Origin of the sequence: Sneathiella limimaris (genome assembly GCF_012932565.1) — a bacterium.
Taxonomy (GTDB): domain Bacteria; phylum Pseudomonadota; class Alphaproteobacteria; order Sneathiellales; family Sneathiellaceae; genus Sneathiella; species Sneathiella limimaris.
In genome coordinates this window covers 1,339,183-1,364,505 of sequence record NZ_JABBYJ010000001.1, presented here as the reverse complement: position 1 = coordinate 1,364,505, position 25,323 = coordinate 1,339,183, and the positions used below count along the sequence as shown (strand labels likewise).

Below are 25,323 nucleotides of genomic sequence, written 5' to 3'. Positions count from 1 at the left end.
TACTTACTTAACAACTGGCAGTTCATTGAACTGATGGAATGGAGGTGGAGAAGACAAAGTCCATTCCAGTGTTGTTGCACCTTCACCCCATGGGTTATCAGCTGCTTTTTCACCGCGCATAAAGGCGTGAACTACAGTGTACAGGAAGATCAAGACACCAAAAGCAGAGATGTAGGAGCCATATGATGCAATCGCATTAAAGCCTGCATAGGCATCCGGATAATCCGGAATACGACGTGGCATACCGGCCAGTCCCAAGAAATGCATCGGGAAGAAGATCAGGTTCACCCCGATGAAGGTGACGAAGAAGTGCAGTTTCGCAAGTGTTTCGGAGTAAGTAACACCGAACATTTTGCCAAACCAGTAATAGAAACCTGCGAAGATCGCAAACACGGCACCCAGGCTCAGAACATAATGGAAGTGAGCTACCACATAGTATGTATCGTGCAGGATCACATCCAGACCACCATTGGCCAGAACCACACCGGTCACACCACCAACGGTGAACAGGAAGATAAAGCCGAGAGCCCAGATCATTGGTGCCTTAAATTCGATGGAGCCGCCCCACATTGTGGCAATCCAAGAGAAGATTTTCACACCAGTTGGAACCGCGATCACCAGTGTTGCGCCCAGGAAGTACGCCCGAGTATCGACGTCCATACCAACTGTAAACATATGATGGGCCCAAACGATAAATCCGACACCGCCGATAGCAACCATGGCGTAAGCCATTCCGAGGTAACCAAAGACAGGTTTGCGGCTAAAGGTCGAGATAATCTGACTGATGATGCCAAAGCCTGGCAAAATCATGATGTACACTTCTGGATGACCGAAGAACCAGAACAAGTGCTGGAACAAGAGCGGATCACCGCCTCCATCTGGAACGAAGAAGCTTGTACCAAAGTTCCGGTCTGTCAGCAGCATGGTGATCGCACCAGCCAGGACAGGCAAAGACAGAAGCAGAAGGAAAGCTGTCACAAGAACAGACCATACAAACAGCGGCATCTTATGCATAGTCATGCCAGGTGCACGCATGTTGAAGATGGTTGTAATGAAGTTGATCGCACCCAGAATTGAGGATGCACCGGCAACGTGAAGGCTCAGGATCGCGAAGTCCACCGCCATACCAGGCTGACCAATCGAAGAGGCAAGCGGCGGATACATTGTCCAGCCACCACCGACACCATTTGCGCCCGCAGGACCTTCAACAAAGATAGAAATCAGAAGAAGACCAAAGGCAGGTGGCAACAACCAGAAGGAAATGTTGTTCATCCGCGGGAAGGCCATATCTGGCGCACCGATCATCAACGGTACAATCCAGTTACCAAAACCGCCGATCACAGCTGGCATCACCATAAAGAAGACCATGATGAGTCCATGGCCGGTGACCACAACGTTAAAGAAGTGGAAATTGCCATTGAGGAACTGGTCACCAGGGACCTGCAACTCGGCACGAATGAAGACTGACATCGCACCACCGATGATCCCCGCCATAATGGAGAAGATCAGATACATTGTTCCGATGTCTTTATGGTTTGTTGAGTATACCCAACGCTTCCACCCTGAAGGGGTATGATCGTCGTGAGCGGCTGCTGCAGTGTTCGCCATTTTCTTGCCTCTCTCTAGCCGATTACTGAATTACAGGTGCAGCGGAAGCAACTTTGGTTGCCGGCGCGATACCTGCGTACTGTTCTTTGGCCTTAACCAGCCAGTTTTCATATTCTTCTTTGCTGACCGCCTTGATCATGATTGGCATAAAGCCGTGGCGGGCACCACAAAGCTCGGAACACTGTCCGTAATACATGCCTTCCTTTTCAATCCGCATCCAGGTTTCGTTAATCCGACCTGGAACCGCATCCATTTTAACACCGAATGCAGGCAGCGCCCATGAATGAAGCACATCTTCTGCAGTCACAAGGAGACGGATATTTGTATCTACAGGAAGAACGATTGTGTTGTCGGTTGCCAACAAACGAGGCTGACCTTCTTTAAGCTGATCCTCTTCAAGCATCACGGCGTCGAAAGCCAATCCTTCATGATCGACATATTCGTAACCCCAGTACCACTGATAACCGATGGCTTTCAGAGTCATGTCAGCTTTCTCCACACGATCTCCAAAATACAGGAGCTGCATGGAAGGAATTGCAATGATCACCAGGATAATGACTGGAACAACGGTCCAAATCACCTCAATCAAGGTGTTGTGGGAAGTCTTGGATGGCGTTGGATTGGCCTTGCGGTTGAACCGCAGCACCACATAAATCAACAACCCCAAAACGAAGAGTGAAATCAGAGTGATGATAACCAGCAACAGATTGTGGAAATCATGCATCAAATGGGCAACAGGTGAAAACGCTTCCTGAAAACCAAACTGCCAAGGTTCAGGCTGACCCTGAGCCGCAGCACTTCCCATTGTCAGAACGAGAGTTGCAAGAGTTGCAACAACGCCGACAATATTTTTAACCATAGCCATCATAAGTTCCCGTCTCGAATAGCTCATTACTTCTTGTTATTTAATTCACACAACACACTTGGACAAATTTCGCATGAATATGCTTTTATAGCCAGTCTGTTCGTGCAAATCAAAAATGATTCAGATCAATTTGGTGCGGAAATTACACTATGGAATGGCAAAAGAACAAGATGCTTAGTGGAAATAAAAGCAAAGGATATGAAATCTGTTGCCAGACCAACACCCTATAACGCACAAAGAATAATAAAAAACAACAACTTAACGCAATACTGGTTTTCCATATCAGACAAATCAACTATGAAATTTACGGGTATTCATCTGTCAAGATGTGTCATTTTGTCGCATGATAACCTCGGATAAAGTGCGACTGTTTGATTCAAAATTGAAAAACTCTCCCCTCGACATTTGTATTGGCACCGCACATATTCTCAAGATAGGACCTGAAAAGGACTTTCATCGCCAGCGATTGAGTGGAGCAACACGTGACGGATAGTAAAACAGCAGACAAACTCTTTTTTGAATCAACAGGCATGGACAGGCAGGCAGCGGAGAAGATTGTTTCTGACGCCCTTAACCACGCCGATGATGGGGAGTTGTTTCTGGAATACCGCCAGTCTGAAGGATTTAGTTTTGATGATGGCCGTCTTAAGAGCGCCAGTTTCGACACAACTCAAGGATTTGGGCTACGCGCCGTTTCTGGCGAGGCAATTGGTTTTGCCCACGCCTCTGAGCTGAGTGAGCAGGCGATCGAAAAAGCAGCTGAAACTGTTCGTGCCGTCACCCAAGGCAAATCAGGCAAGATGGCCCTCGCCCCTGCTGGTGGCAATCGGGCTCTTTACTCTGATGAAAACCCATTGAGTGAAATTCCGTTTGATACCAAGGTCAAAACTCTTGGTGAAATTGACGCTTATGCTCGATCGAAAGATCCGCGTGTTGTCCAAGTATCGGCATCTTTATCCGGTTCCTGGCAAGCTATTGAAATTATCCGCTCAGGCGGTGAGCGTGCCGGAGATATTCGGCCACTCGTCCGATTGAATGTATCAATTGTTGTTGAGAAAGATGGCCGCAGGGAAAGCGGTAGCCATGGAACTGGCGGCCGAACCGGTTATGATTTTTATCTGCAGGAAGACACCTGGAAATCAGCCGTAGATGAAGCCCTTCGTCAGGCAGTTGTAAATTTGGATAGTGTGGATGCTCCAGCAGGCGAAATGGACGTTATCGTTGGTCCTGGCTGGCCTGGCATCATTCTTCATGAAGCTGTCGGTCATGGCCTTGAAGGTGATTTCAACCGAAAGAAAACTTCTGTCTTTTCTGGGCTGATTGGGGAGCGTGTTGCCGCACCAGGGGTTACAGTCGTTGATGATGGGACAATTCCAGATCGCCGTGGGTCCTTAAGTGTAGATGATGAAGGCACTGCCAGCAGCTGCACAACCCTAATCGAAGATGGCATTCTGGTTGGTTATATGCAGGACCGACAAAATGCCCGGTTGATGGGTGTGGACCCAACTGGCAACGGTCGGCGCGAAAGCTTTGCCCATTTGCCGATGCCCCGCATGACAAACACCTACATGACAAATGGCAAAGAAGATCCAGGAGAAATTCTTTCTTCCGTCAAGAAAGGCCTCTACGCCATTAACTTTGGGGGCGGTCAAGTTGACATTACCTCTGGCAAGTTTGTGTTCTCCTGCACAGAAGCCTATCTGATCGAAGATGGAAAATTAACAGCTCCCGTCAAAGGGGCGACTCTGATTGGAACCGGCAGCGAAGCTTTGAAGAAAGTAAAGGCTGTTGGTAACGATATGGAGCTGGACAGCGGTGTTGGCACCTGTGGTAAGGGTGGACAAAGCGTTCCAGTTGGTGTGGGGCAACCAACTATGCTGCTGGGCGGCCTCACCGTAGGCGGTACTGCCAGCTAGGACCTGACAGAATGTGGCGAGCTCACACTCTTCTCCTGTTTGCAGGGCTCGCCTTCTTCACTTCTGGAAACGTATATTCTGCGCCCGAAGACTGGATGCCCAGTGGCGCTCAGGTTTCAACTTCCTCCGTAGAAGTCGAATACGTTTCACCCGGGCATCAGCTATTAGGTCAAGCCCTTCTCGGCAAACTGCTCTTCAATACACCGGGTATTTTAGGAGAGCGGGCCACACGCATGGGCCTTTCCTGTAACAGTTGCCATCCGGCGGGACATAAAAATCCGAACTTTTTTATTCCTGGTTTATCCAATAAGCCCGGACATATTGATATCAGCCACCGCTTCTGGACAGATCAAGAAGACAACAAAGCTTTTGATCCTGTTGAGATACCAAGCTTACAGAATGTCAGTCAGACAGCTCCCTTTGGAACGGTGCTTGAGTTCACAACGCTTAGCGACTTTACCCGGCATGTGATCGTCAATGAATTCGCTGGCCCTGAACCAAAATCTGAGACCATTGATGCCCTAGTCACTTACATGGGTTTATTAAGGACACCAGACTCAGGCGATCAGATTGACAGCCCAATCCCCTTTGCAAACTACCTTCGTCTTTTAGAAGACCCAATTGCGGAAGGAAATATTGATAAAGTTCGACAGCGCGCCGTCCTATTGCGAGAGGAACTGGCACGGCGGGCAACACAGGGAAAATCTGAAAAACAGCTGCACCTATTGGCCAATAAACTTCGGCAACTTGCCAATGTGATGACCCGTGATCAGGAAAATGCAGCTGTTATTCTAAACGAGATGATTGAACTAGCAGAAGATCAATAAGCGTATTCACGGAAAACCTGATCGATATCACCAGCCCACTCACCATAGTATTTGGAGAGCAGTTCTTCGGCTGGTGTGATCCCGGTTTCAACCGTTGTTTTCAGTGCATTGAGGAAATGAACCTCATCCTCACCAAAGCTATCAAGGCGTTTACGCGCCTTCAGACCAGCACTTGCAATATCTAGAACCTCTGCCGCCAACTCACGCATGGTGCGCCCATCAGGGACTTTCGTTTGCAAAGCTTCTGTGAAAACGTCGTTGCGCATCTGCATCCGGTCTTCTGCAGTCCAGTTCTTAACCAGATCCCAAGCTGCATCCAGCGCGCCTTGATCATAAAGCAGCCCCACCCAGAAAGCAGGTAACGCGCATAAACGGCGCCAAGGTCCGCCGTCAGCCCCCCGCATCTCAAGGAACCGTTTCATTCGCACTTCAGGGAAAAGGGTTGTCAGGTGATTGTCCCAATCGACCAGAGTTGGCTTCTCGCCTGGCAAACCTGGCAATTCCCCTTTCAGAAAATCACGGAACGATTGCCCGGAAACATCAATATAGGTGCCGTCCCGATAGACAAAATACATCGGAACATCGAGGGCATAATCCACATATTGTTCAAATGAGAAACCATCCTCAAAAACAAATGGGAGCATACCGGTTCGGTCTGGATCTGTGTCTGTCCAGATAAAGCTACGGTGACTGAGATGCCCGTTGGGTTTACCTTCTGTGAACGGAGAGTTGGCAAAAAGGGCTGTTGCCAAAGGCTGCAAAGCAAGGCTGGTGCGAAACTTTTTAATCATGTCTGCTTCGCTACCATAATCAAGATTGACCTGAACCGTGCAGGAACGGAACATCATATCAAGACCATGGTCGCCTTTTTTCGGCATATAGGCCTTCATGATGCCATATCGACCCTTAGGCATAATTGGTGTTTCTTCGCGCGTCCATTTAGGGCTGAACCCCAGTCCTAAGAAACCAACACCAATTTCATCACCAACTTCACGCACCTGAGCCAGATGCGTATGAACTTCACTACAGGTTTGGTGAAGATTTTCGAGCGCCTCACCAGAGAGCTCAAGCTGACCCCCTGGCTCCAGACTGACAGAATGGCCCTTCATAGTCAGTGCGATCACATTGTCGCCTTCATACTGGGGTTGCCAGCCAAAGCGTTGCAATCCCTCCAGCATGGCGCGGATGCCACTCGGCCCTTCATATGGAAGCGGCTCTAGAGTCTCTAGATTAAAACCGAACTTTTCGTGTTCGGTCCCAATGCGCCAGTTTTCCTTTGGCTTTGATCCGCTTTCCGCAAATTCTACGAGCTGGGCTTTATTGGCGATCTCGGTCGCCTTTCCTGTAGCTGGTCCTGACATATCGTTTCCTTTTGGTTACCCTGCCGGTTTGAGCGCCCACTCGCCGACAATTCTTTCAATTAATAGAAAGAAATTAACGCATCAAGTCATAATACGACTATTTCACCGAAGAGTTATTCAGGTCCAGTCACCACATACGGCCTGTAAAAGGGTTAAAGAGGCGGCGACAGCCGTCTCTGCTCTCAAAATTCTAGGGCCCAATGATAGAGTGTGCGCCCCATCACAAGACATGATTTTTTCCCGCTCTTCATCTGTAAAACCGCCCTCTGGTCCGATCAGAACCGCATAGCGACCTGCACCTTTTATAGTCGCAAGTCCTGAAATCGGATCTTTTCCGTCAAATCGCTCATGGCAGAAAATCAATGGCCTATCTGCCTCCATCTCCTGCAAAGCCTTATCCAGTTTTACCAGTGGCCGGATAGTTGGAACTGTTAGCCGCTCACATTGTTCTGCCGCCTCAATCACTTGAGCAAGCATCTTATCTTCCCGCAATCGATCGGCATTGGTCCGAGTTGTCTGTACAGGGACAAGTTCACTCACACCCAGCTCTGTTGCTTTTTGAAGGATAAGGTTTGTCTGTATCTTTTTTACCGGAGCGAAGTAAAGACGGATGTCGGGTCCTGCTGACTGAGAGCGGATTTGCTCTTTAATATGAACGAGAACCTGCTTTTTACGAATATCCTGAATCTCACCCAGCCATTCACCATCTCGACCGTTGAATAGAAGCAGCTCATCACCAACGCTCTTGCGCATGACCGTTCCCACATAGTGAGCTTGCGCCTGATCGAGAGCAATTCCAACATCAACTCCAAGATCTGCATCCACAAATAAGCGAACCTGAAACTGTTTTTGCGCCATCTAAAATCCAATCCTTGATCGCATATGGCTTGATATAGCCCTAATCACTATTTGATGTCATCCGATCATTCAGGTAAACCCTAGCAAGACCAAAGTAAATTGCAGGCGATTTATGCAAAATTTCAGTCAACAGGATCAAGACCGGATCATTGCGGATGCCAGCCGCCAGAACTGGGTCGACAAATACGCGCCGGAAAATATCCAGCCCTATCTGAAGCTGACCCGGATTGATCGGCCCATTGGGACATGGCTCCTATTGTTTCCTTGTTGGTGGTCACTCGCCTTGGCAACTCCTGCTGGCGCCTTTCCGGATCCGAAGCTGTTTTTACTTTTTGCTGTTGGCGCTCTTGTCATGCGAGGTGCAGGTTGCACTGTCAACGATCTTGCCGATCGCGATTTTGATGGCAAGGTGGAACGGACCAAAAAGCGCCCTATCCCAAGTGGACAGGTCTCGGTTCTCCAAGCCTTCATCTGGCTGGGAATTCAATGTCTGATCGGTCTTGTCATCCTGCTGCAGTTCAACTTGTTTGCAGTCTATGTTGGTATTTTTAGCCTGGTTTTTGTTGCCATATACCCTTTTGCCAAACGCTTTACCTACTGGCCGCAATTCTTTTTGGGTCTTGCCTTTAACTATGGCGCCTGGCTGGGCTGGGCTGCGGAGCGGGGTGAACTGGGTATCGTCCCCCCTATTCTTTATGTGGCGGGTATATTCTGGACCCTCGGCTATGACACCATTTATGCCCATCAAGATAAAGAAGATGATGCATTGATCGGAGTAAAATCCACTGCGCTAAAATTTGGGGAAAGCACGGTTCATTGGCTGACTGCGTTCTATACCCTGACAATTGCGTTGATTGTCATGTGTGGCTTATTGATGCAGTTGTCCCTTAGCTTCTACATCATAATGGCAGGAGCGACTGCGCACTTAATCTGGCAAATCAAGACGCTGGATATTGATGATGGGGATCGTTGCCTTATCCTCTTCAAGTCCAACAAAATATTTGGTGCCATCGTACTTTTCGCTATTGTAGCTGGAAAATTTAACCTGCCACTATGAGGATTTCGGCATGCCTTTCGCCTCTCTTCGGGATTTCATGGCTCAGTTGGAGCGTGAAGACAAATTGGTTCGGGTCAGCGAGCCCGTTTCCACCGATCTTGAGATGACGGAAATCCAAACCCGCTTGCTTGCCGAGGGGGGACCCGCTGTTCTCTTCGAAAATCCAGTTAACGAAAAAGGCGAACCGACCAACATGCCAGTGCTGGTGAACCTTTTTGGAACCGTCGATCGAGTAGCCATGGGCATGCAACGAAAGCCCGAGGAGCTTCGCGAAGTTGGTGAGACTCTTGCATTTTTGCGCCAGCCAGAACCACCTGCAAACCTGCGCGAAGCCATGGGTATGTTGCCGGTTTTGAAAACGGCTATGACCATGCGGCCAAAGACAACCCGTTCGGGCCCCTGTCAGGAGGTTGTTCTGACCGGCGATGACATCGACCTTGATAAGCTGCCAATCCAGACCTGTTGGCCGGGAGAGCCCGCCCCCCTGATCACGTGGCCGCTGGTCGTCACGAAAGGTCCCAGCAAAGGCAAAGAGGATAATTTTAATCTCGGCATCTATCGGATGCAGAAATTAGGTAAAAACAAAACCATCATGCGGTGGTTGAAACATCGCGGCGGCGCCCAGCATTTCCAGCGTTGGAAGAAAGAAAAAATTGAGCCGCTTCCAGTTGCGGCCGTGATCGGCGCAGATCCTGGAACCATCCTTGCCGCGGTAACACCGGTACCGGATACACTATCAGAATATCAATTCGCTGGTCTTTTGCGCGGCCAGAAAGTCGAACTGGTGGATTGTAAAACCATTCCCTTAAAAGTGCCGGCATCAGCTGAGATTGTCTTGGAAGGCCATGTCTCTTTAGAGGAGTATGCTGATGAAGGCCCTTATGGAGATCATACAGGGTACTACAATTCAGTAGAACCATTTCCAGTGTTTACCATCAGCGCAATTACCATGCGCAAAAAACCTGTTTACCTGTCAACGTTCACAGGACGCCCACCGGATGAGCCAAGTGTTTTAGGGGAAGCCCTCAATGAGGTTTTCATCCCGCTTTTGCAGCAGCAGTTTCCTGAAATTGTGGATTTCTGGCTTCCGCCGGAGGGATGCAGTTACCGAATTGCCGTAATTTCTATGAAGAAGGCTTATGCAGGGCATGCGAAAAGAGTGATGATGGGAGCTTGGTCATTCCTCCGCCAGTTTATGTACACAAAGTTCCTGATTATTGTGGATGATGATATTGATGCCCGCGACTGGAAAGATGTGATGTGGGCAGTCTCCACCCGTATGGATCCGGTTCGTGACATCACAACCATTGAAGGCACACCGATTGATTATCTGGATTTCGCTTCCCCAGAATCTGGGCTTGGCGGGAAACTTGCTCTTGATGCCACAAATAAGCTGCCCCCAGAAACACATCGAGAATGGGGGGAGAAAATCCAGATGGACAGCGAAGTTGTAGATAAAGTCAGCGATATGTGGGAGCGTTTGGGCCTTCCCGGGAGCGGCAAGCCCATATGGAAATAACCTATATTACTGACCCCATTTTTTACATGGCCGCTGTTCCGGCCATGCTGATCGTTGGCATTTCAAAAGGTGGTTTTGCCGGGACCCTTGGTATGCTTGGGGTGCCTATTATTACCTTGGTTATCTCCCCCATTCAGGCAGCGGCGATTATCCTGCCAATCCTCTGTACTATGGATATTCTGGGCTTAATCGCTTACCGACGAAAAGCAGATTGGGTCAACCTGTCCTGCATGGTGCCTGGCGCTATTGTCGGAATTTTCTTAGGCGCCGTTTTCTTCAAATATCTGAATGATGACTTCATACGGATATTAGTCGGCGTGATCGCTCTGTTATTTACACTAAACCATTGGCTAAAAATCAAAATCGCCAAGGGGGAAGTAGGTCCGAGCTTCCTCAAAGGTAGTTTCTGGGGAAGCCTTTCAGGGTTTACGAGCTTCATTGCCCATGCGGGCGGGCCACCACTACAGTTTTACATGCTGCCCCAGAAAATTAACAAGACACTATTTGTTGGAACTTCAGTCTGGTTTTTCTTCATCATCAATTACGTGAAGCTGATCCCTTATGCCTATCTGGGGCAATTTTCGACTGAAAATCTGGGAACATCGCTGCTCCTTGCACCTCTCGCCCCAATTGGCATCTGGCTTGGGGTCAAGTTACATAAACTGGTCCCGGAGGAGCTTTTTTATAAACTAGCATATGTTTTGCTGTTTATTACCGGTTTAAAACTCCTTTGGGATGGGCGCGCGGGCCTCATTCAATTTTTCTGATTTTATTTTCATTGGAGGCTTCTTACCTTATAAGAAGAACAAGACCTTCAATCATGCCGAGAACTCATGCCTGATCATAAACAAAACGAACAAAATTCGCTTAATATCCTGGAAGATCTTATTGCCAAAGGCCTAAACAAAGGCGCCGAAGCAGTAGAGGCTGTCCGCATACAGGGAGCTTCGACCAGCATTTCCTATCGCCTTGGCGAAGTTGAGGAAGTGGAAAGATCAGAAGCTCATGACCTTGGGCTTCGAGTTCTCATCGGCAAAAAACAGGCTTTTGTCTCCTCCAATGACACGAAACCTGAGCTGCTGGATGAGTTAGTGGACCGCGCCATCTCCATGGCTAAAAACATGCCGGATGATCCTTATTGTGACATTGCTGATCCGGCCCTTCTGGCAACCGATATTCCAGACTTGGATCTTTATGATGCGACCGAATGCAGCCCGGAAGAGCTGGAAGAAAATGCTCGCATTGCAGAAGAAGCTGCAAGGGCCGTGGATGGCGTTACCAATTCAGAGGGTGCATCCTCCAGCTTTGGTCACAGCTCAGTTGCGCTTGCCTCCTCAAACGGGTTTCGGGGTACCTACTCCGGCTCCAGCTATTCAGTCGGTGTCTCCGTAATTGCAGGAGAAGGCACGACGATGGAGCGGGACTATGACTATGACAGCAAGCGACATTATTCAGATCTGAGAACTGCGGCAGAGATAGGCAAAAGTGCGGGTGAGCGAGCCGTTAAAAATCTAAACTCCCGAAAAATGCCGAGCGCTCATGTCCCCGTTGTTTATAGCACCCGGGTTTCGGCCAGCCTTCTCAGTCATTTTGCCGGTGCCATTTCCGGTGCGGCTGTGGCGAGGGGAACCAGTTTTCTCAAAGACCATATGGACAAACCAGTCTTCGACGAGAACATCACGATTGTTGATGACCCCCACCGCATTCGTGGGATCGCCTCCAAGGCTTTTGACGGCGAAGGTGTCAAGAATGAGCGTTTGAACCTGATTGATCAGGGACGCCTGACAACTTGGATCCTCAATACTTCCTCTGCCAAGCAACTGGGTCTTCAGACCAATGGGCGGGCAACACGGGGTACCTCATCCCCTCCCGGCTCCTCCACAACGAACCTTTATATGGAAGCAGGTGACCTCAGCCTTGAGGACTTAATCAAGGACATCAAGTCGGGTCTTTATATCACAAGCCTGATCGGGTTTGGCGTTAATGGTGTTACCGGTGACTATAGCCGGGGCGCCTCTGGCTTCTGGATTGAGGATGGGGAAATTGCATTCCCTGTCTCTGAGTTGACGGTTGCCGGTAACCTGAAAGACATGTTCAAAAACCTAACGCCAGCCAGCGACCTGGAATTCCGTTTTGGCACTAATGCCCCCTCCATTCGGGTTGAAGGCATGATGGTGGCTGGCACGTGACCCACCGATACGCCAAGGAAGAAGAAGAGCTTATCAAGGCCGTTCGCGCTGCCGGGGAAATTGCCCTGAAATACTTTCACGGCGATGTCAAAAGTTGGGATAAGAAGCCCGGCGACCCGGTGAGTGAGGCAGATCTGGCAATCGACACATATCTGAAAGAACACCTGCTAAACTCTCACCCTGATTACGGTTGGCTGTCAGAAGAAACAGCTGATAATCCAGCGCGTCTTCACAAAAGTCGCTTATGGATAGTTGATCCGATTGACGGCACCCGATCTTTCATCGCGGGTAAGCCAGAGTTTACAATTTCTGCAGCCCTGATTGAGGATGGAAAACCCGTTGTCGCGGTTCTTTTTAACCCGGTTACCGAAGAATTCTTTGAAGCGGTTGTGGGTCAAGGATCTTATCTAAACGGTGAATTGCTGCGCTGTAGCGATCGATCCGACTTAGAGCACAGCAAGCTTTTGGCTAGCCGAAAAGCGTTTGAATGGCATAACTGGCTCGAAGATGTACCGGGCGCCAAGTTTGATCATTTAAACTCAATAGCCTACAGGATCGCCGTCGTCGCCAACCAGAATTATGATGCATCCCTTTCCCTCTCTGCAAAAAGTGATTGGGACATTGCAGCGGCTGACCTCATTCTTTCCGAGGCTGGCGGCATTTCAACAACCTCAAAAGGCGGCGAAATCCAGTACAACCGGGAAAACCCGGTTCATGACACGGTCATTTCAAGTGGCCAATCCCTACATCCTGCATTGATGGATCTCTTGAAAGATTTCACGCCAAAAAGCTGAAATCTGTCAATTAGTGGCTGGTAATTCAGGGAGTAAAAGTTCTGGATCCAGGCGCTCTTTAAACCAGTTGAGCCGCCAATCCAGATGCGGGCCGCTGGAGCGACCTGTCGAACCGATCTCTCCAATCTTTTCGCCTTGGCGGACGAAGGTTCCCGGCTCAACCGTGAGCTTTGAGAGATGGGAATAAACTGAGACCAAGCCAAACCCATGGTCAATCATGATGGTCCCACCTGTGTAGTAGAGGTCTTTTTCCGCCATCCGGACCATGCCGTCAGTTGTCGCAACCACTTCGGTGCCCACCGGAGCGGCTACATCAAGCCCAAAATGAGGTCGCTTTGGGATCCCATTGAGGACCCGCTGACTACCGTAAACACCGCTCACCCGGCCCTTGGCCGGCCATATCCAGCCGGAATTAAACCAATTTTCCTCTGTAAAGATAGCTCGAATACGGGCGATTTCTGCATTCTCTTTGCGGATACGGGCAATCACATCAGGCTTTGGCGTCACCTTGGAAGGCGGCAATCCATCAATCCGCTCAACTTTATATTTTCGGGATTTGATCTCCAGCGTACGATTAAGTTCCTCCCCGGTCGGAAGGACAATTTTTAAGTCAGCAGAAGGTCTATGATCGCGGCCGAAACCGAATACAAACTGCCCTTTACTGGAGACTCGCACAGGCTCACCTTTCAGATAAACCTGGGCGGCAGGATCCGTTTTCCCAAGCACCATGCCACCTTGGGTAAGGTTGCCCTGCAACTCAATTCGCTCATCCGCCTGCACCCACCCAGCTAAGGTAAGAAAACCAAGCACCACAACAGAAAATGCTAATTTCATTAGTGACATTAGAGAAGTGTCCCTTGTTCTGGCTTTTCAACCTTGGTGGGCTTTGATTTACGGCTGGGTGTCGCCTTTACTTTTCGAGCTGCAGCGTCACCCTCCTCAAACCGTGCCTGGCGGGTGTCATCCACAAATTCAACAGTGGCAACCTGACCCGCCACTACACCTGCTGCGGATGAAATTACCTGACCATCCTCACCTTTCACAATGGCGTATCCGCGAGAAAGAACCCGTTTAAAGGAGAGGCTCTCCAACAGTCGAGTTGCAGCCTTCAATCGATCTTCTGAACGGGTCCCAATTGTGCTCACAGCGCGCTGCATTCGCCCGCCATATCCGTCCAATCGCTCCAAACTTTGATCAATACCCCGGCGTAAGAGATCTGGCCGCAGTCGACCCTGCACTGACGTAAATTGCTGTGCGCGTAGATTGACAAGGTTCATCATATTGCTTCTGAGACGGCTTTCCAGATGATCCAAATGCTGGGTTTTCTCCAAAATCATGGATTGCGGGTCCCGAAGTCCTCGCGATAGACCAGAAAGGCGCTCTTTTTTATCGGAAATGGAGCGCATCAGGCCCCGGCGAATACGACGATCCTGATCCTCAACATACATCAATAATTCTGATCGGACGGGTACAGCCATTTCCGCTGCAGCGGTCGGGGTTGGAACACGGCGGTCAGAGACATAGTCGATCAAGGTTGTATCCGTCTCATGTCCCACAGCGGAGATAACCGGTATCTCGCATTCAGCGACCGCCCGAACAACTTCTTCTTCATTAAAAGCCCATAGATCTTCAAGACTACCGCCGCCTCGGGCAACAATTAACAAATCGGGCCTTGGAATATCACCGCCTACCTCGATCTCACCAAAGCCCCGAATAGCGGCTGCAATCTGACCAGCTGCTGTGTCCCCCTGCACAAGAACAGGCCAAAGGAGAACATGGCTTGGAAAGCGATCTCGCAAACGATGCAAAATATCACGGATCACAGCCCCTGTTGGGGACGTCACAACGCCAATCACACTTGGCAGATAGGGAAGTGGCTTTTTTCTCTCTGGCGCGAAAAGCCCCTCAGCGGCGAGCTTTTTCTTTCGCTCCTCCAGAAGTGCCATCAAGGCGCCAACGCCAGCTGGCTCCATACTGGTGATCACAATCTGATATTTGGAACGCCCAGGATAGGTTGTCAGCTTGCCGGTACAGACAACCTCCAAGCCATCCTCGGGTTTGAATGTCAAGCGTCCAGCAGTCCCCTTCCACATAACCCCGTCGAGAACCGCATTTTCATCTTTTAACGCCAAATAGACGTGACCTGACGCTGCCCGTTTCAAGCCAGAGATTTCTGCCCGGACCCGAACGTGACCAAACTGCTCCTCGACGCTTCGCTTCAAAGCCCCGCTGAGTTCCGAAACTGTAAATTCGTGAATATTGCTGCCTGCTTCGGGAATTTCTGACACGACCTCACCAATCGCCTGTTTGTTTCATCATAGGGGTATGCTACAAGCTTACACGCTCATGTCGAGATGTCGAAACAGGAAAATTACACGTCGGAAGAATGAAGGTACTGGTAATCGGATCGGGCGGCCGTGAACACGCTCTTTGCTGGGCTTTAAGCAAATCACCCATGATCAACGAGCTGATCTGCGCACCCGGAAATGGCGGCATTGAAGAAGTTGCCACCTGCATATCTCTGAACGGAGAAGATGTTTCTGCGGTCGTGCAATACTGTCAGGAAAACAGCATTGATTTCGTTGTTGTAGGCCCAGAAGCACCACTTGTTATTGGCCTAGTGGATGCCTTGAAAACTGCTGGTATCCCGGCATTTGGCCCGACTGCAGCCGCAGCTCAACTGGAAGGTTCTAAAGCCTTCATGAAAGATCTGTGCCGTAAGTACCAAATCCCGACCGCCGCCTATGAGCGCTTTACAGATTCAGCCTCAGCAAAAGCCTATTTGCAAAACCAGAAAATCCCGATCGTCATCAAGGCTGATGGCCTTGCAGCTGGTAAAGGTGTTATTATCGCCGAAAGTCTGGCGGAGGCTGAAAAAGCTGTCGATGACATGTTTGGGGGACTCTTTGGCTCCTCAGGCGCAGAAATCGTCATTGAAGAATTTATGGAAGGTGAAGAAGCCAGCTTCTTTGTTCTTACCGACGGGAAATCTGTTCTACCGCTTGCCACGGCCCAGGATCACAAACGGGTTGGCGATGGCGATACAGGTCCAAATACAGGCGGTATGGGCGCCTATTCACCAGCGCCTGTCATGACTGAGGAAATGATCAACCAGACACTGGAGCGGATCATTAAACCGACTGTCGCCGCGCTTGAAGCTGAGAACGCCACTTATACAGGGGTATTATATGCTGGTCTGATGATTACATCGGAAGGGCCCAAGCTGATTGAATATAATGTGCGCTTTGGTGATCCAGAATGTCAGGTATTGATGGCCCGTTTGACAAGCGATTTGCTACCAGCTCTTATGGCAACTGCTGACGGCACACTGGATAAAGTTTCCCTTGATTGGGCCGAAGATGTCGCAATGGTTGTTGTTATGGCGGCAAACGGATATCCCGGTTCCTATGAGAAAAATACAGAAATCAAGGGTCTAACTAAAGCCAATGCCCATGATGATGTCATCGTTTTACATGCGGGCACCAAAAAGGAAGGTGATAAACTTCTCGCCACAGGTGGACGTGTATTGGGCGTCACGGCGCGCGGAAAAACGGTTACCGAAACTGCTGAAAAAGCATATGCTGCTATTAGGGAGATTGATTGGCCTGACGGGTTCTGCCGAAAAGATATCGGCTGGAGGGCCATCAAACGCGAAAAATAAGGCGGCGCAATAATAACAAGAAGGAAGAAACATGACGGATTCCTCAGCACAATTTTCAGGCACGATGGAAGTCCAGGAAACTCACAAGCTGGATGAAGCAGCCCTTGAAGCCTACTTGAAAGTAAATATTGAAGGCTTTGAAGGTCCGCTGGAAGTCCGCCAGTTCAAGGGTGGACAATCCAATCCCAGTTATTTTCTGGTCACGCCAAAACAAAAATACGTCCTTCGGAAAAAACCACCTGGAAAATTGCTACCTTCCGCCCATGCGGTTGATCGGGAATATAAGGTCATCAAGGCCCTCGGACAAACGGATGTTCCTGTTCCAAAAGCCTACACACTTTGCGAAGATGAAAGCATTATCGGTACCATCTTCTATGTGATGGAATTTGTCGATGGAGATGTGGAATGGGATCCTGCCCTGCCCCATTTCACCAACGAGCAACGTTTCGCAGCCTTTAACTCCATGAATTCTGCGCTCGCCAAACTTCATATGGCCGACTACAAGGCGATCGGGCTTGAGGATTTTGGCAAACCGACAGACTATCTTGCCCGGCAGATCAATCGTTGGACGAAACAATATAAGGCATCAGAGACTGAAACGATTGAGGAAATGAACCGCCTTATGGAGTGGTTACCTGAAAATATACCCGCGGGGGATGAGACGTCTGTAGTTCATGGTGACTTCCGGCTCGACAATGCGATTATCGATCGTGACAGCAAGGAAGTCATAGCCATGCTGGATTGGGAACTTTCCACGCTGGGTCATCCACTTGCCGATTTTTCATACCATTGCATGACTTGGCGGCTGGAGCCTGAACTTTTCAGAGGTTTAGGTGGTCTGGATCTCAAGTCCCTCGGGATTCCAACCGAAGAAGAATATGTGCGCATGTATTGTGAACGGACAGGTCGAGAGGGAATTGAAAACTGGGATTTCTACATGGCCTACAACATGTTCCGCCTGTCAGCTATTTTACAAGGGATTATGGGCCGAGTGGTTGACGGAACAGCCTCCAGCGCGCACGCTGTTGAAATGGGCAAAAAGGCCAAGCCTCTTGCCAAAAAAGGCTGGCAACAGGTAGAATTAATCCTCAACGCCTAAAAAACGAAAACAAAAAAGATCGGGGAGACGAATGGCGGATACTGGTGATGTAACACCTGTGCGCGACGCACATAAATTTGATGAAAATCGCTTGGCTGACTATATGCAAGCGCATGTAGACGGCTTCAAGGGACCTTTAAGTGTAGAACAATTTGAAGGCGGGCAATCCAATCCGACATTCCTTTTGAGGACACCGGATCAGGAATATGTCATGCGCAAAAAGCCGCCAGGAAACCTTCTGCCGTCTGCCCATGCCGTGGATCGGGAATACCGGGTTATGTCCGCACTTCAGGAGACGGATGTCCCTGTCGCAAGAACCTATGCCCTTTGTGAGGATCCAGAGGTAATCGGCACAGCCTTCTATATTATGGAAAAAGTTGCAGGTCGGGTGCTTCGCAAACCTGAACTCCCTGGCATGGACCCTGCTGAGCGATCAGCAATTTACGATGCCATGAACGATACCCTTGCCAAGATGCATAATGTAGACATTGATGCAGTAGGCCTTGGCGATTTTGGCAAAAAAGGAAATTACTTTGAGCGCCAAATCGGTCGCTGGACCAAACAATATCGGGCCTCGGAAACAGAAACCATTCCGACCATGGAAAAGCTTATCGAATGGCTTCCTGAAAATATGCCAACCAAGCTTGAGAACACGATTTGCCATGGGGACTACCGGCTTGAAAACATGATCATTCATCCGACAAAACCTGAAGTCGTGGCTGTGCTGGATTGGGAGCTTTGTACGATCGGACATCCTTTGGCTGACCTTGCCTATAACTGCATGACTTACCATTTCATGCACCCATCGGCAGGCGGATTGGTGACGACCAACTTCAAGGAAAGTGGTATCCCGTCAGAAGAAGAGTATATCGCTGCTTACTGCCGTCGCACGGGTCGGGATGGAATTGAAAAATGGCCTTTTTATATTGCCTTTTCCTTCTTCCGCCTGGCCGCAATTGTACAAGGAGTTTACAAACGCGGACTTGACGGTAATGCCAGTTCAGAGAAAGCCAAAACCTACGGCACTTTTGCACGGATGCTGGCAGATCTTGGCGCTAAAAACATCTTGTTGGCTGAAAAATAGGTAAGTTTCCAGTTCTGGAAAAACCAAAAGGCCGGAATTTCCGGCCTTTTCTTTTTTACTGGGCGTGCGCTTCCGCTTCAGCCTCTTTTTCTTTCACCCGTAGGTCCATCCAGTTCTGCAGGCACTGCCCCGTGCTCATGACGGTTCCAGCCGCGCCCCCAAGACCAGAAATACCGGGTAAGCTTGCGAACTGGGTCAAATCCTGTGTCAACCATTCGCAAGGATCAAGACTGTTATAACGATATTGAAAGCCACCAACTACGATGACAATTGCGGCTAAAAACCAGCCTGCGGTCTTGACCATTCGATAGATATCCTGAAAAGAACTACTCAGACAAATTCTGTATATAAGAGCGTATGTTGCATTGCAAAAGAAAAAGCCCCTGAGGACCTCAAGGACTTCTTCTAATTCCTAAATGTGATCAGATTTTGAAGTTACAAGGATCACATATATTTCTTCAATTCCAGACGACCGATCTGGTTGCGATGAACCTCATCTGGACCATCTGCCAATCGCAATGTCCGGGCTCCGGCATAGGCTGCAGCAAGACCAAAATCACTGGTGACACCACCGCCACCATGCGCCTGAATTGCCCAGTCGATAACCTGGCAAGCCATATTTGGCGCGACAACTTTGATCATGGCGATTTCAGCTTTTGCCTGCTTATTGCCAACTGTGTCCATCATATAAGCCGCTTTCAGCGTCAGCAGCCGTGCTTGCTCGATCATGGCACGGGATTCGGCAATCCGTTCAAGGGTAACTGTCTGTTCTGACACCTTTTTACCGAAAGCAACACGAGAGCTTACCCGTTTACACATTTTCTCAAGTGCACGTTCTGCAACACCGATCAGGCGCATGCAATGATGGATCCGTCCTGGGCCAAGACGCCCTTGGGCAATTTCAAAACCACGGCCTTCACCGAGCAAAATATGATCAGCGGGAACACGGACATTTTCGAAGTCCACTTCTGCATGACCATGTGGCGCATGATCATATCCAAACACAGGCAGGAAACGCTTAATGGTAATACCGGGTGTATCAAGCGGAACAACAATCATGGACTGCTGGTTATAGACGGCTGCGCTTTTATCGGTTTTTCCCATAAAGATAAGAACTTTACAGCGAGGGTCCATAGCGCCGGATGTCCACCATTTGCGACCATTAATGACATACTCGTCACCATCACGAATAATGTCTGATTCGATGTTCGTTGCATCCGAAGAGGCAACCCGAGGCTCGGTCATGGCAAAGGCTGAGCGAATCTCGCCTGCCAACAATGGTGTAAGCCAGCGCTCTTTCAGCTCTTCAGAGGCATACCTCTCCAACACTTCCATGTTGCCAGTATCTGGTGCTGAACAGTTAAAGACTTCTGGTGCGAAGTGAACCCGTCCCATGATTTCACAGAGCGGCGCATATTCCAGATTAGTTAGGCCCGCACCGCGATCACTTTCTGGTAGAAACAAGTTCCAAAGACCTGCGGCCTTGGCTTTTTCTTTCAGCTCCTCAACAATCGGAGTGGGCTGCCAACGATCGCCTTCATCAACCTGCTCTTCAAAGACTTCTTCATTTGGATAAACATGTTCATCCATAAACGCCTGAACGCGCGCTTGAAGATCCTTCACTTTATCAGAATATTCGAAATTCATTTTTCTCCCCTTTATTCTTGTTTTTTATTTCTAGATTTATCTTACCGCCGGGCGGCGAAAAATTCTTTCAGTAGTTTAGCGGCCTGAGCCTCTCCTACGCCACCATAAATTTCAGGTTTATGATGACAAGTTGGATGATCAAAGATACGAGGGCCATATTCCACCCCGCCGCCTTTAGGGTCAAACGCCCCAAAATAGACTCTTCTCAGCCGGGCCAGCGAGATGGCAGCCGCACACATCGGGCAAGGCTCAAGCGTAACATAGAGATCGCAATCCACCAGCCTTTGACTGCCGACCATGTTCGCCGCAGCACGAATAGCCAGCATCTCAGCATGTGCTGTTGGATCGAACCGGTTTTTCATCTGATTTCCGCTACGTGCAATCACCCGACCTGTCTTGCTGTCCACAATAACAGCACCAACAGGCACTTCACCGCGCTTCGCGGAAAGCTCTGCTGTGTGCAGCGCATCTTCCATATAGTTGGTTAACTCGAAATCCATGGCTCAAAAGTGACGGCAGAAAACGGCTCCGTCAAGCATCAAGCCATTTCCTAATTTGTTTTTTAAATTGTATGTTCTAGTTGAGTTGTACCTCAAGCAGGCTTAAAAGGAAGCATGAAAAAACCAGTTATCGGCATTACCCTCGATTCAGAGGATCCTGGCGGCTATTCCAACATGCCATGGTACGCCTTGCGTCAAAATTATGCAGACGTGATTACCGCTGCTGGCGGTGTTCCTATGCCCCTTCCCCATGAACCCGAACTTGCGGAAACTTATGGCGAGTTGTTGGACGGCCTTGTGGTCACGGGCGGTGCATTTGATGTGGATCCTACTATGTTTGGAGCCGCTAATCGCCACGCAACGGTCGTCACCAAAGACCGCCGCACTGAATTTGAAAAATCGGTTACAGAAGCCATGCTGGCCAAAGACAAACCCGTTTTGGGGATTTGTGGAGGGCAACAGCTTTTGCATGTAATCCTCGGGGGAACCCTTATCCAGCATATCCCTGATGAAGTGGATAGCCCCCTTGCCCACGAACAACCAAACCCTCGGACAGAAGCAGGGCATGATGTGGATGTCAAAGAAGGGACTTTGCTCCATCGGATTGTTGGGACAACCACACTTCCTGTAAATAGCGCCCATCATCAGGCCGCCAAAGATATTTCAGAAAATATCGTCGTCAATGCATGGGCATCCGATGGTGTCATCGAAGGCATTGAAGATCCGCGATATAAATTCTGCTTGGGTGTGCAGTGGCATCCTGAATATTTGATCTCTGATGGCGATCGAAAAATTTTCGATGCTTTTATCAAAGAGGCACAAAACCCAAATGACTGAGCCAGTTGAAGAAACGAAAGAGCGGATTGCCAAACGGATGGCCAGGGCGGGTCTCTGTTCCCGTCGGGATGCAGAAAAATGGATCCTGGACGGCAGGGTCAAACTTAATGGTCAGGTCCTGACAACTCCCGCAGTAACCGTTAGTGATGAAGATGATATCCTCGTTGACGGCAACCCATTACCCCAAAAAGAGAGAGCTCGTCTGTGGCGGTATCATAAACCAGCGGGTCTCGTAACAAGCCACAAGGACGAAAAAGGGCGGGATACTGTTTTCAGCAAACTCCCTGATGACATGCCTCGCGTTATTTCTGTCGGGCGCCTTGATCTGAATTCCGAAGGGCTATTACTCCTCACTAATGATGGAGAACTCGCCCGTCGTCTTGAACTTCCTGCAACTGGCTGGAAACGGAAATATCGGGTTCGCGTTCATGGGCATCCGAAGGAACGGGAACTAAGCCGCCTTGCCGACGGAGTTACAATCGAAGGCGTTAAATACGGATCTGTAGAAGCCGTGTTGGATAGCACCAAAGGCGCTAATTCCTGGCTGACAATCTCCATTCGGGAAGGCAAGAACCGCGAAGTCCGTAAAATTATGGAACACCTGGGGTATCCAGTACTCCGGCTAATCAGGGTCTCCTACGGCCCACTACAACTGGGTGAATTGGCATCTGGGGAAGTTGACGAAGTTCGCGCCAAAGTCTTGCGCGAGCAGATGGGCGTCAAAAAGATGGAAGTCTCAACTGAGGAGCCCAAAGCCCCCGCCAGCCGCAAACCTAGAATGCAGGGCAAATTGAACCTGAAGGGTAAAACCGTTGAAAGCCGCAAAGGCAAATCGGTTAAAGTTGTCACACGCGGGAAAGCAAAGCCAACAGGCGAAGGCAAAGGTCGCCCGGCACCTAAAGGCAGAAAACCCCGGAGACCCTAATGCGGATCGTTGGTGGGACCTACAAAGGGAAGCGGCTTTATCTTCCGGAAGACAAGCGGATACGCCCAACTGCGGACCGCACCCGAGAGGCACTTTTCAACATTTTAGCCCACAATGCTGACTTTCGCTTAGATACCGGCCCCATGCCCAGGGGCGCAACGGTTTTGGATGTTTTTGCAGGCACAGGAGCCCTCGGGGTTGAAGCTCTCTCCCGTGGGGCGGCGCATGTCACATTTATGGATAATCATCCCGACAGCCTCAAACTCATCAAACAAAATGTTGCGCTTGTCGGTGGTCAACGCAATGCCTCAATCCTAAACAGGGACGGGACATTTGCGGGTCAAAGCTCAAAGCCTATGGACCTCATCATGATGGATCCTCCCTATAAGATGAACCTTGCGGGACCAGCACTTGAAAGTTTGCAAAAGGGCGGGTGGATTGGCGATAAAACAGTTGTTGCACTGGAACTGGCAGCCAAAGAACCGTTCGAGATCCCAGAAGGCCTTAATCTGCTGGAGGAGCGGAAATATGGCGCAGCGAAACTTCTGATTCTGAAAACAGTCTAGTTTTCTGAACCGTCGGATCAATATGCCGATATTTTTCAAACTGCTCTGACATAAGGCGCAGGCGCGTTTCAAAATCAGGCATCTGCCGTGTTGACAGAAGGGGCTTTGCGAGAGGATCAAAGCTTGTGTTTTGAAACTCAAATGACAAGCTGCGACGAGGAGTTTTCGCCCCGTCTCGATACTCTCCACCGAAATGATACAGATCCTGCGGCCAGCCCAAAACGGATCCGGCTTTTGCTGGTAACGGCTTTGCAAAGGGCAAAAGGTTTTCCCGATCCAGTTCCATAAGCTTTTGTATATTGTTCTCCTCAGATCGCGGAATTACAAACATACAGCCATTTCGTTCATCCACTTCGGTAAGTGGCACCCATAAAGATAAGCTCATCAAGAGAGTATCGCCGCCGATATCAAATACTGTTTCCGCATCACAATCGCGATGAGGCGACCATCCTGCTTCACCTGCCGCAGACAGGTTCCAGGCCCAAAAATTTGGAAGAAGCGCATAATCTTCACCCAAAAAGTGACTGATCAGCTGACGCAGGCTTTCAAATAACTGCCAGGGTTGATCATAGATATAGATATAAACCGCTGGAATATTGTTATTAGCAAGTATTTCCATGGCATCAGAAAGCTGCTCACATAGAGATGAAGGCAGAACTGACGAAAGATTTAGATACCCATCTTTATGAAATCCGGTAGAGATTTCTTCCAGTTCCCATCCATCCCATTGGCAATAATGATCAGGAGTAACATCTCCTTCAATTGTTAATTCTGGACATAGATGAAGCCATTCATCTTTAGACCAATTAAGCATTCTGACCTGCCACAAAACCGGAAGACCAGGCCCACTGAAAATTGTACCCACCCAAGAAACCGGTTACATCAACGGCTTCTCCAATAAAGAAAAGGCCCGGAACTGTCTTGCATTCCATTGTTTTTGAACTGAGATTATCCGTCGAAACACCGCCAACAGTGACTTCAGCCTTGCGGTAGCCCTCTGTTCCGTTGGGTTTGATCTCAACCTCACACACCGCTTGATGAATTTTTCGAAATATCTTGTCTGAACAATTGCCAAGTTCAGGTAACACTCCTAATGGCGTTAGCAGGCGGTCCACCAAGCGGTTTGCCAGAAACTGGGTCAAGACTTTATAAACGCTGCCTTTCGGTGTTTGAGATCTCGCCTCTCTCAACATTTCGAAAAGATCATGATCCGGTAAAAAATTAATCCGGACAATATCGCCAGGATGCCAGAAAGAGGAAATTTGCAGGATAGCGGGACCGCTAACTCCCTTGTGAGTAAAAAGCACATTCTCACGAAAGGCAATTTTGCCAACCCGCGTGATAACCTCTGCAGACACCCCAGAAAGCCCCTGAAACCGATCCATGTCCGCCTGCTCAAAAGTGAAGGGCACCAAACCTGGTCTTGTCTCGGTCAAAGACAGGCCAAAGGATGCGGCAATCCGGTAGGCTATATCATTTGCGCCCATTTTAGGGATTGAGAGTCCCCCGGTTGCGACAACGACAGTATTTGCATCGACCCGCCCATTATCGGTCTCAACAAGAAAAGTGCCTTTTTCAGTTTTAGTAACGCGCTGAACTCCGTTATTCACCTCAAGTTTGACGTCAGCCTGATCACATTCTTTAAGAAGTAGATCTGTTATCTGGCGAGCACTCTCGTCACAAAAAAGCTGCCCCAGTTTCTTCTCATGATAGGGAATATTATGGGATTCAACGAGCTTGATAAAATCTGTCTGGGTATATGCCTTCAGTGCTGATTTACAAAAATGCTTGTTATCAGAAACATATCGATCAGCGGCCGCCTGTAAGTTGGTGAAATTGCAACGCCCACCACCAGAAATAAGGATTTTCTTCCCTACTTTCTCGGCCTTTTCCAGAAGCAGAACATTTCGTCCCCGCTTTCCTGCCTGCCAGGCACACATGAGTCCGGCCGCACCAGCTCCAATCACTACCACATCAAAAATCATGGATCTTTCCGATACTAAAGATGCC

At 49.3% G+C, this 25,323-nt stretch carries 24 protein-coding genes; 13 read left to right on the top strand and 11 right to left on the bottom strand.

Features of this window, described 5'->3' with window-relative positions; translation table 11 throughout:
* Positions 1-3 precede the first annotated feature (3 nt).
* The gene (ctaD, locus tag HH301_RS06600; RefSeq protein ID WP_169567774.1) at positions 4-1,608 is read right to left on the bottom strand and encodes a cytochrome c oxidase subunit I; all 1,605 of its coding nucleotides are present in this window, start codon (positions 1,606-1,608) and stop codon (positions 4-6) included.
* Between the two features lie 22 nt (positions 1,609-1,630).
* The gene (coxB, locus tag HH301_RS06595; protein WP_206378207.1) at positions 1,631-2,473 is read right to left on the bottom strand and encodes a cytochrome c oxidase subunit II; all 843 of its coding nucleotides are present in this window, start codon (positions 2,471-2,473) and stop codon (positions 1,631-1,633) included.
* 482 nt (positions 2,474-2,955) lie between these two features.
* Here coxB and tldD point away from each other — a divergent pair, with 482 nt between their 5' ends.
* Both tldD and HH301_RS06585 read left to right on the top strand, forming a co-directional pair.
* Complete coding sequence (tldD, locus tag HH301_RS06590) at positions 2,956-4,389, top strand: metalloprotease TldD (protein ID WP_206378206.1); 1,434 nt, start codon at positions 2,956-2,958, stop codon at positions 4,387-4,389.
* Positions 4,390-4,400: 11 nt separating this feature from the next.
* Positions 4,401-5,216 carry a hypothetical protein gene (locus tag HH301_RS06585; protein WP_169567772.1) on the top strand — a complete coding sequence of 272 codons (816 nt, stop codon included), beginning with the start codon at positions 4,401-4,403 and terminating at the stop codon, positions 5,214-5,216.
* Here HH301_RS06585 and HH301_RS06580 read toward each other — a convergent pair.
* Both HH301_RS06580 and HH301_RS06575 read right to left on the bottom strand, forming a co-directional pair.
* Positions 5,210-6,577 (bottom strand): glutamate--cysteine ligase, encoded by a 1,368-nt coding sequence (locus tag HH301_RS06580; RefSeq protein WP_169567770.1) that lies wholly within the window; start codon positions 6,575-6,577, stop codon positions 5,210-5,212. The genes HH301_RS06585 and HH301_RS06580 overlap by 7 nt on opposite strands.
* A 117-nt stretch (positions 6,578-6,694) precedes the next feature.
* Complete coding sequence (locus tag HH301_RS06575; RefSeq protein WP_169567768.1) at positions 6,695-7,435, bottom strand: 16S rRNA (uracil(1498)-N(3))-methyltransferase; 741 nt, start codon at positions 7,433-7,435, stop codon at positions 6,695-6,697.
* A gap of 112 nt (positions 7,436-7,547) precedes the next feature.
* Here HH301_RS06575 and ubiA point away from each other — a divergent pair, with 112 nt between their 5' ends.
* From ubiA to HH301_RS06550, 5 genes are all read left to right on the top strand, one after another.
* Positions 7,548-8,492 carry a 4-hydroxybenzoate octaprenyltransferase gene (gene ubiA, locus HH301_RS06570; protein WP_169567766.1) on the top strand — a complete coding sequence of 315 codons (945 nt, stop codon included), beginning with the start codon at positions 7,548-7,550 and terminating at the stop codon, positions 8,490-8,492.
* Positions 8,493-8,502: 10 nt separating this feature from the next.
* Positions 8,503-10,011 carry a UbiD family decarboxylase gene (locus tag HH301_RS06565; RefSeq protein ID WP_169567764.1) on the top strand — a complete coding sequence of 503 codons (1,509 nt, stop codon included), beginning with the start codon at positions 8,503-8,505 and terminating at the stop codon, positions 10,009-10,011.
* A complete protein-coding gene (locus tag HH301_RS06560) occupies positions 10,002-10,778 on the top strand; it encodes a sulfite exporter TauE/SafE family protein (RefSeq protein ID WP_169567762.1) in 777 nt (258 codons plus the stop codon). Before HH301_RS06565 ends, HH301_RS06560 begins: the two co-directional genes overlap by 10 nt.
* A 66-nt stretch (positions 10,779-10,844) precedes the next feature.
* Entirely contained in the window at positions 10,845-12,200 is a 1,356-nt protein-coding gene (locus tag HH301_RS06555; protein WP_169567761.1) for a TldD/PmbA family protein, read from the top strand.
* Positions 12,197-12,994: an inositol monophosphatase family protein gene (locus HH301_RS06550; RefSeq protein ID WP_169567759.1), complete on the top strand. Its 798-nt coding sequence runs from the start codon at positions 12,197-12,199 to the stop codon at positions 12,992-12,994. The genes HH301_RS06555 and HH301_RS06550 overlap by 4 nt, the downstream gene beginning before the upstream one ends.
* A gap of 6 nt (positions 12,995-13,000) precedes the next feature.
* Here the strand turns inward: HH301_RS06550 and HH301_RS06545 are convergent, their stop codons facing one another.
* Positions 13,001-13,837, bottom strand: a complete 837-nt coding sequence (locus tag HH301_RS06545; protein ID WP_206378205.1) for a M23 family metallopeptidase — start codon at positions 13,835-13,837, stop codon at positions 13,001-13,003.
* Positions 13,837-15,282 (bottom strand): exodeoxyribonuclease VII large subunit, encoded by a 1,446-nt coding sequence (xseA, locus tag HH301_RS06540; protein ID WP_206378204.1) that lies wholly within the window; start codon positions 15,280-15,282, stop codon positions 13,837-13,839. The genes HH301_RS06545 and xseA overlap by 1 nt, the downstream gene beginning before the upstream one ends.
* 98 nt (positions 15,283-15,380) lie before the next feature.
* Here xseA and purD point away from each other — a divergent pair, with 98 nt between their 5' ends.
* From purD to HH301_RS06525, 3 genes are read left to right on the top strand one after another with little or no spacing between them, the layout of a single operon-like run.
* A complete protein-coding gene (purD, locus tag HH301_RS06535; RefSeq protein ID WP_169567757.1) occupies positions 15,381-16,655 on the top strand; it encodes a phosphoribosylamine--glycine ligase in 1,275 nt (424 codons plus the stop codon).
* 31 nt (positions 16,656-16,686) lie between these two features.
* Positions 16,687-17,754: a phosphotransferase family protein gene (locus tag HH301_RS06530; RefSeq protein WP_169567755.1), complete on the top strand. Its 1,068-nt coding sequence runs from the start codon at positions 16,687-16,689 to the stop codon at positions 17,752-17,754.
* A gap of 31 nt (positions 17,755-17,785) precedes the next feature.
* A complete protein-coding gene (locus HH301_RS06525; RefSeq protein ID WP_169567754.1) occupies positions 17,786-18,838 on the top strand; it encodes a phosphotransferase in 1,053 nt (350 codons plus the stop codon).
* 55 nt (positions 18,839-18,893) lie between these two features.
* Here HH301_RS06525 and HH301_RS06520 read toward each other — a convergent pair whose 3' ends face one another.
* The 3 genes from HH301_RS06520 to HH301_RS06510 all read right to left on the bottom strand — a co-directional run bounded on the left by HH301_RS06520 (position 18,894) and on the right by HH301_RS06510 (position 20,985).
* A complete protein-coding gene (locus tag HH301_RS06520; protein ID WP_169567752.1) occupies positions 18,894-19,142 on the bottom strand; it encodes a hypothetical protein in 249 nt (82 codons plus the stop codon).
* Positions 19,143-19,282: 140 nt separating this feature from the next.
* A complete protein-coding gene (locus HH301_RS06515; protein ID WP_169567750.1) occupies positions 19,283-20,485 on the bottom strand; it encodes an acyl-CoA dehydrogenase family protein in 1,203 nt (400 codons plus the stop codon).
* Positions 20,486-20,526: 41 nt separating this feature from the next.
* A complete protein-coding gene (locus HH301_RS06510; RefSeq protein WP_206378203.1) occupies positions 20,527-20,985 on the bottom strand; it encodes a nucleoside deaminase in 459 nt (152 codons plus the stop codon).
* A 114-nt stretch (positions 20,986-21,099) separates the two neighbouring features.
* Here HH301_RS06510 and HH301_RS06505 point away from each other — a divergent pair, with 114 nt between their 5' ends.
* The 3 genes from HH301_RS06505 to rsmD are packed head-to-tail and all read left to right on the top strand — an operon-like array spanning position 21,100 to position 23,313.
* Positions 21,100-21,822: a gamma-glutamyl-gamma-aminobutyrate hydrolase family protein gene (locus HH301_RS06505; RefSeq protein WP_169567748.1), complete on the top strand. Its 723-nt coding sequence runs from the start codon at positions 21,100-21,102 to the stop codon at positions 21,820-21,822.
* Positions 21,815-22,747, top strand: a complete 933-nt coding sequence (locus HH301_RS06500) for a pseudouridine synthase (RefSeq protein WP_169567746.1) — start codon at positions 21,815-21,817, stop codon at positions 22,745-22,747. Before HH301_RS06505 ends, HH301_RS06500 begins: the two co-directional genes overlap by 8 nt.
* The gene (rsmD, locus tag HH301_RS06495) at positions 22,747-23,313 is read left to right on the top strand and encodes a 16S rRNA (guanine(966)-N(2))-methyltransferase RsmD (RefSeq protein WP_169567744.1); all 567 of its coding nucleotides are present in this window, start codon (positions 22,747-22,749) and stop codon (positions 23,311-23,313) included. The genes HH301_RS06500 and rsmD overlap by 1 nt, the downstream gene beginning before the upstream one ends.
* On the opposite strand, the gene HH301_RS06490 is transcribed toward rsmD, so the two are convergent.
* Both HH301_RS06490 and HH301_RS06485 read right to left on the bottom strand, forming a co-directional pair.
* The gene (locus HH301_RS06490) at positions 23,252-24,127 is read right to left on the bottom strand and encodes a phytanoyl-CoA dioxygenase family protein (protein WP_169567742.1); all 876 of its coding nucleotides are present in this window, start codon (positions 24,125-24,127) and stop codon (positions 23,252-23,254) included. The genes rsmD and HH301_RS06490 overlap by 62 nt on opposite strands.
* Complete coding sequence (locus HH301_RS06485) at positions 24,120-25,298, bottom strand: BaiN/RdsA family NAD(P)/FAD-dependent oxidoreductase (RefSeq protein ID WP_169567741.1); 1,179 nt, start codon at positions 25,296-25,298, stop codon at positions 24,120-24,122. The genes HH301_RS06490 and HH301_RS06485 overlap by 8 nt, the downstream gene beginning before the upstream one ends.
* Between the last annotated feature and the right edge of the window lie 25 nt (positions 25,299-25,323).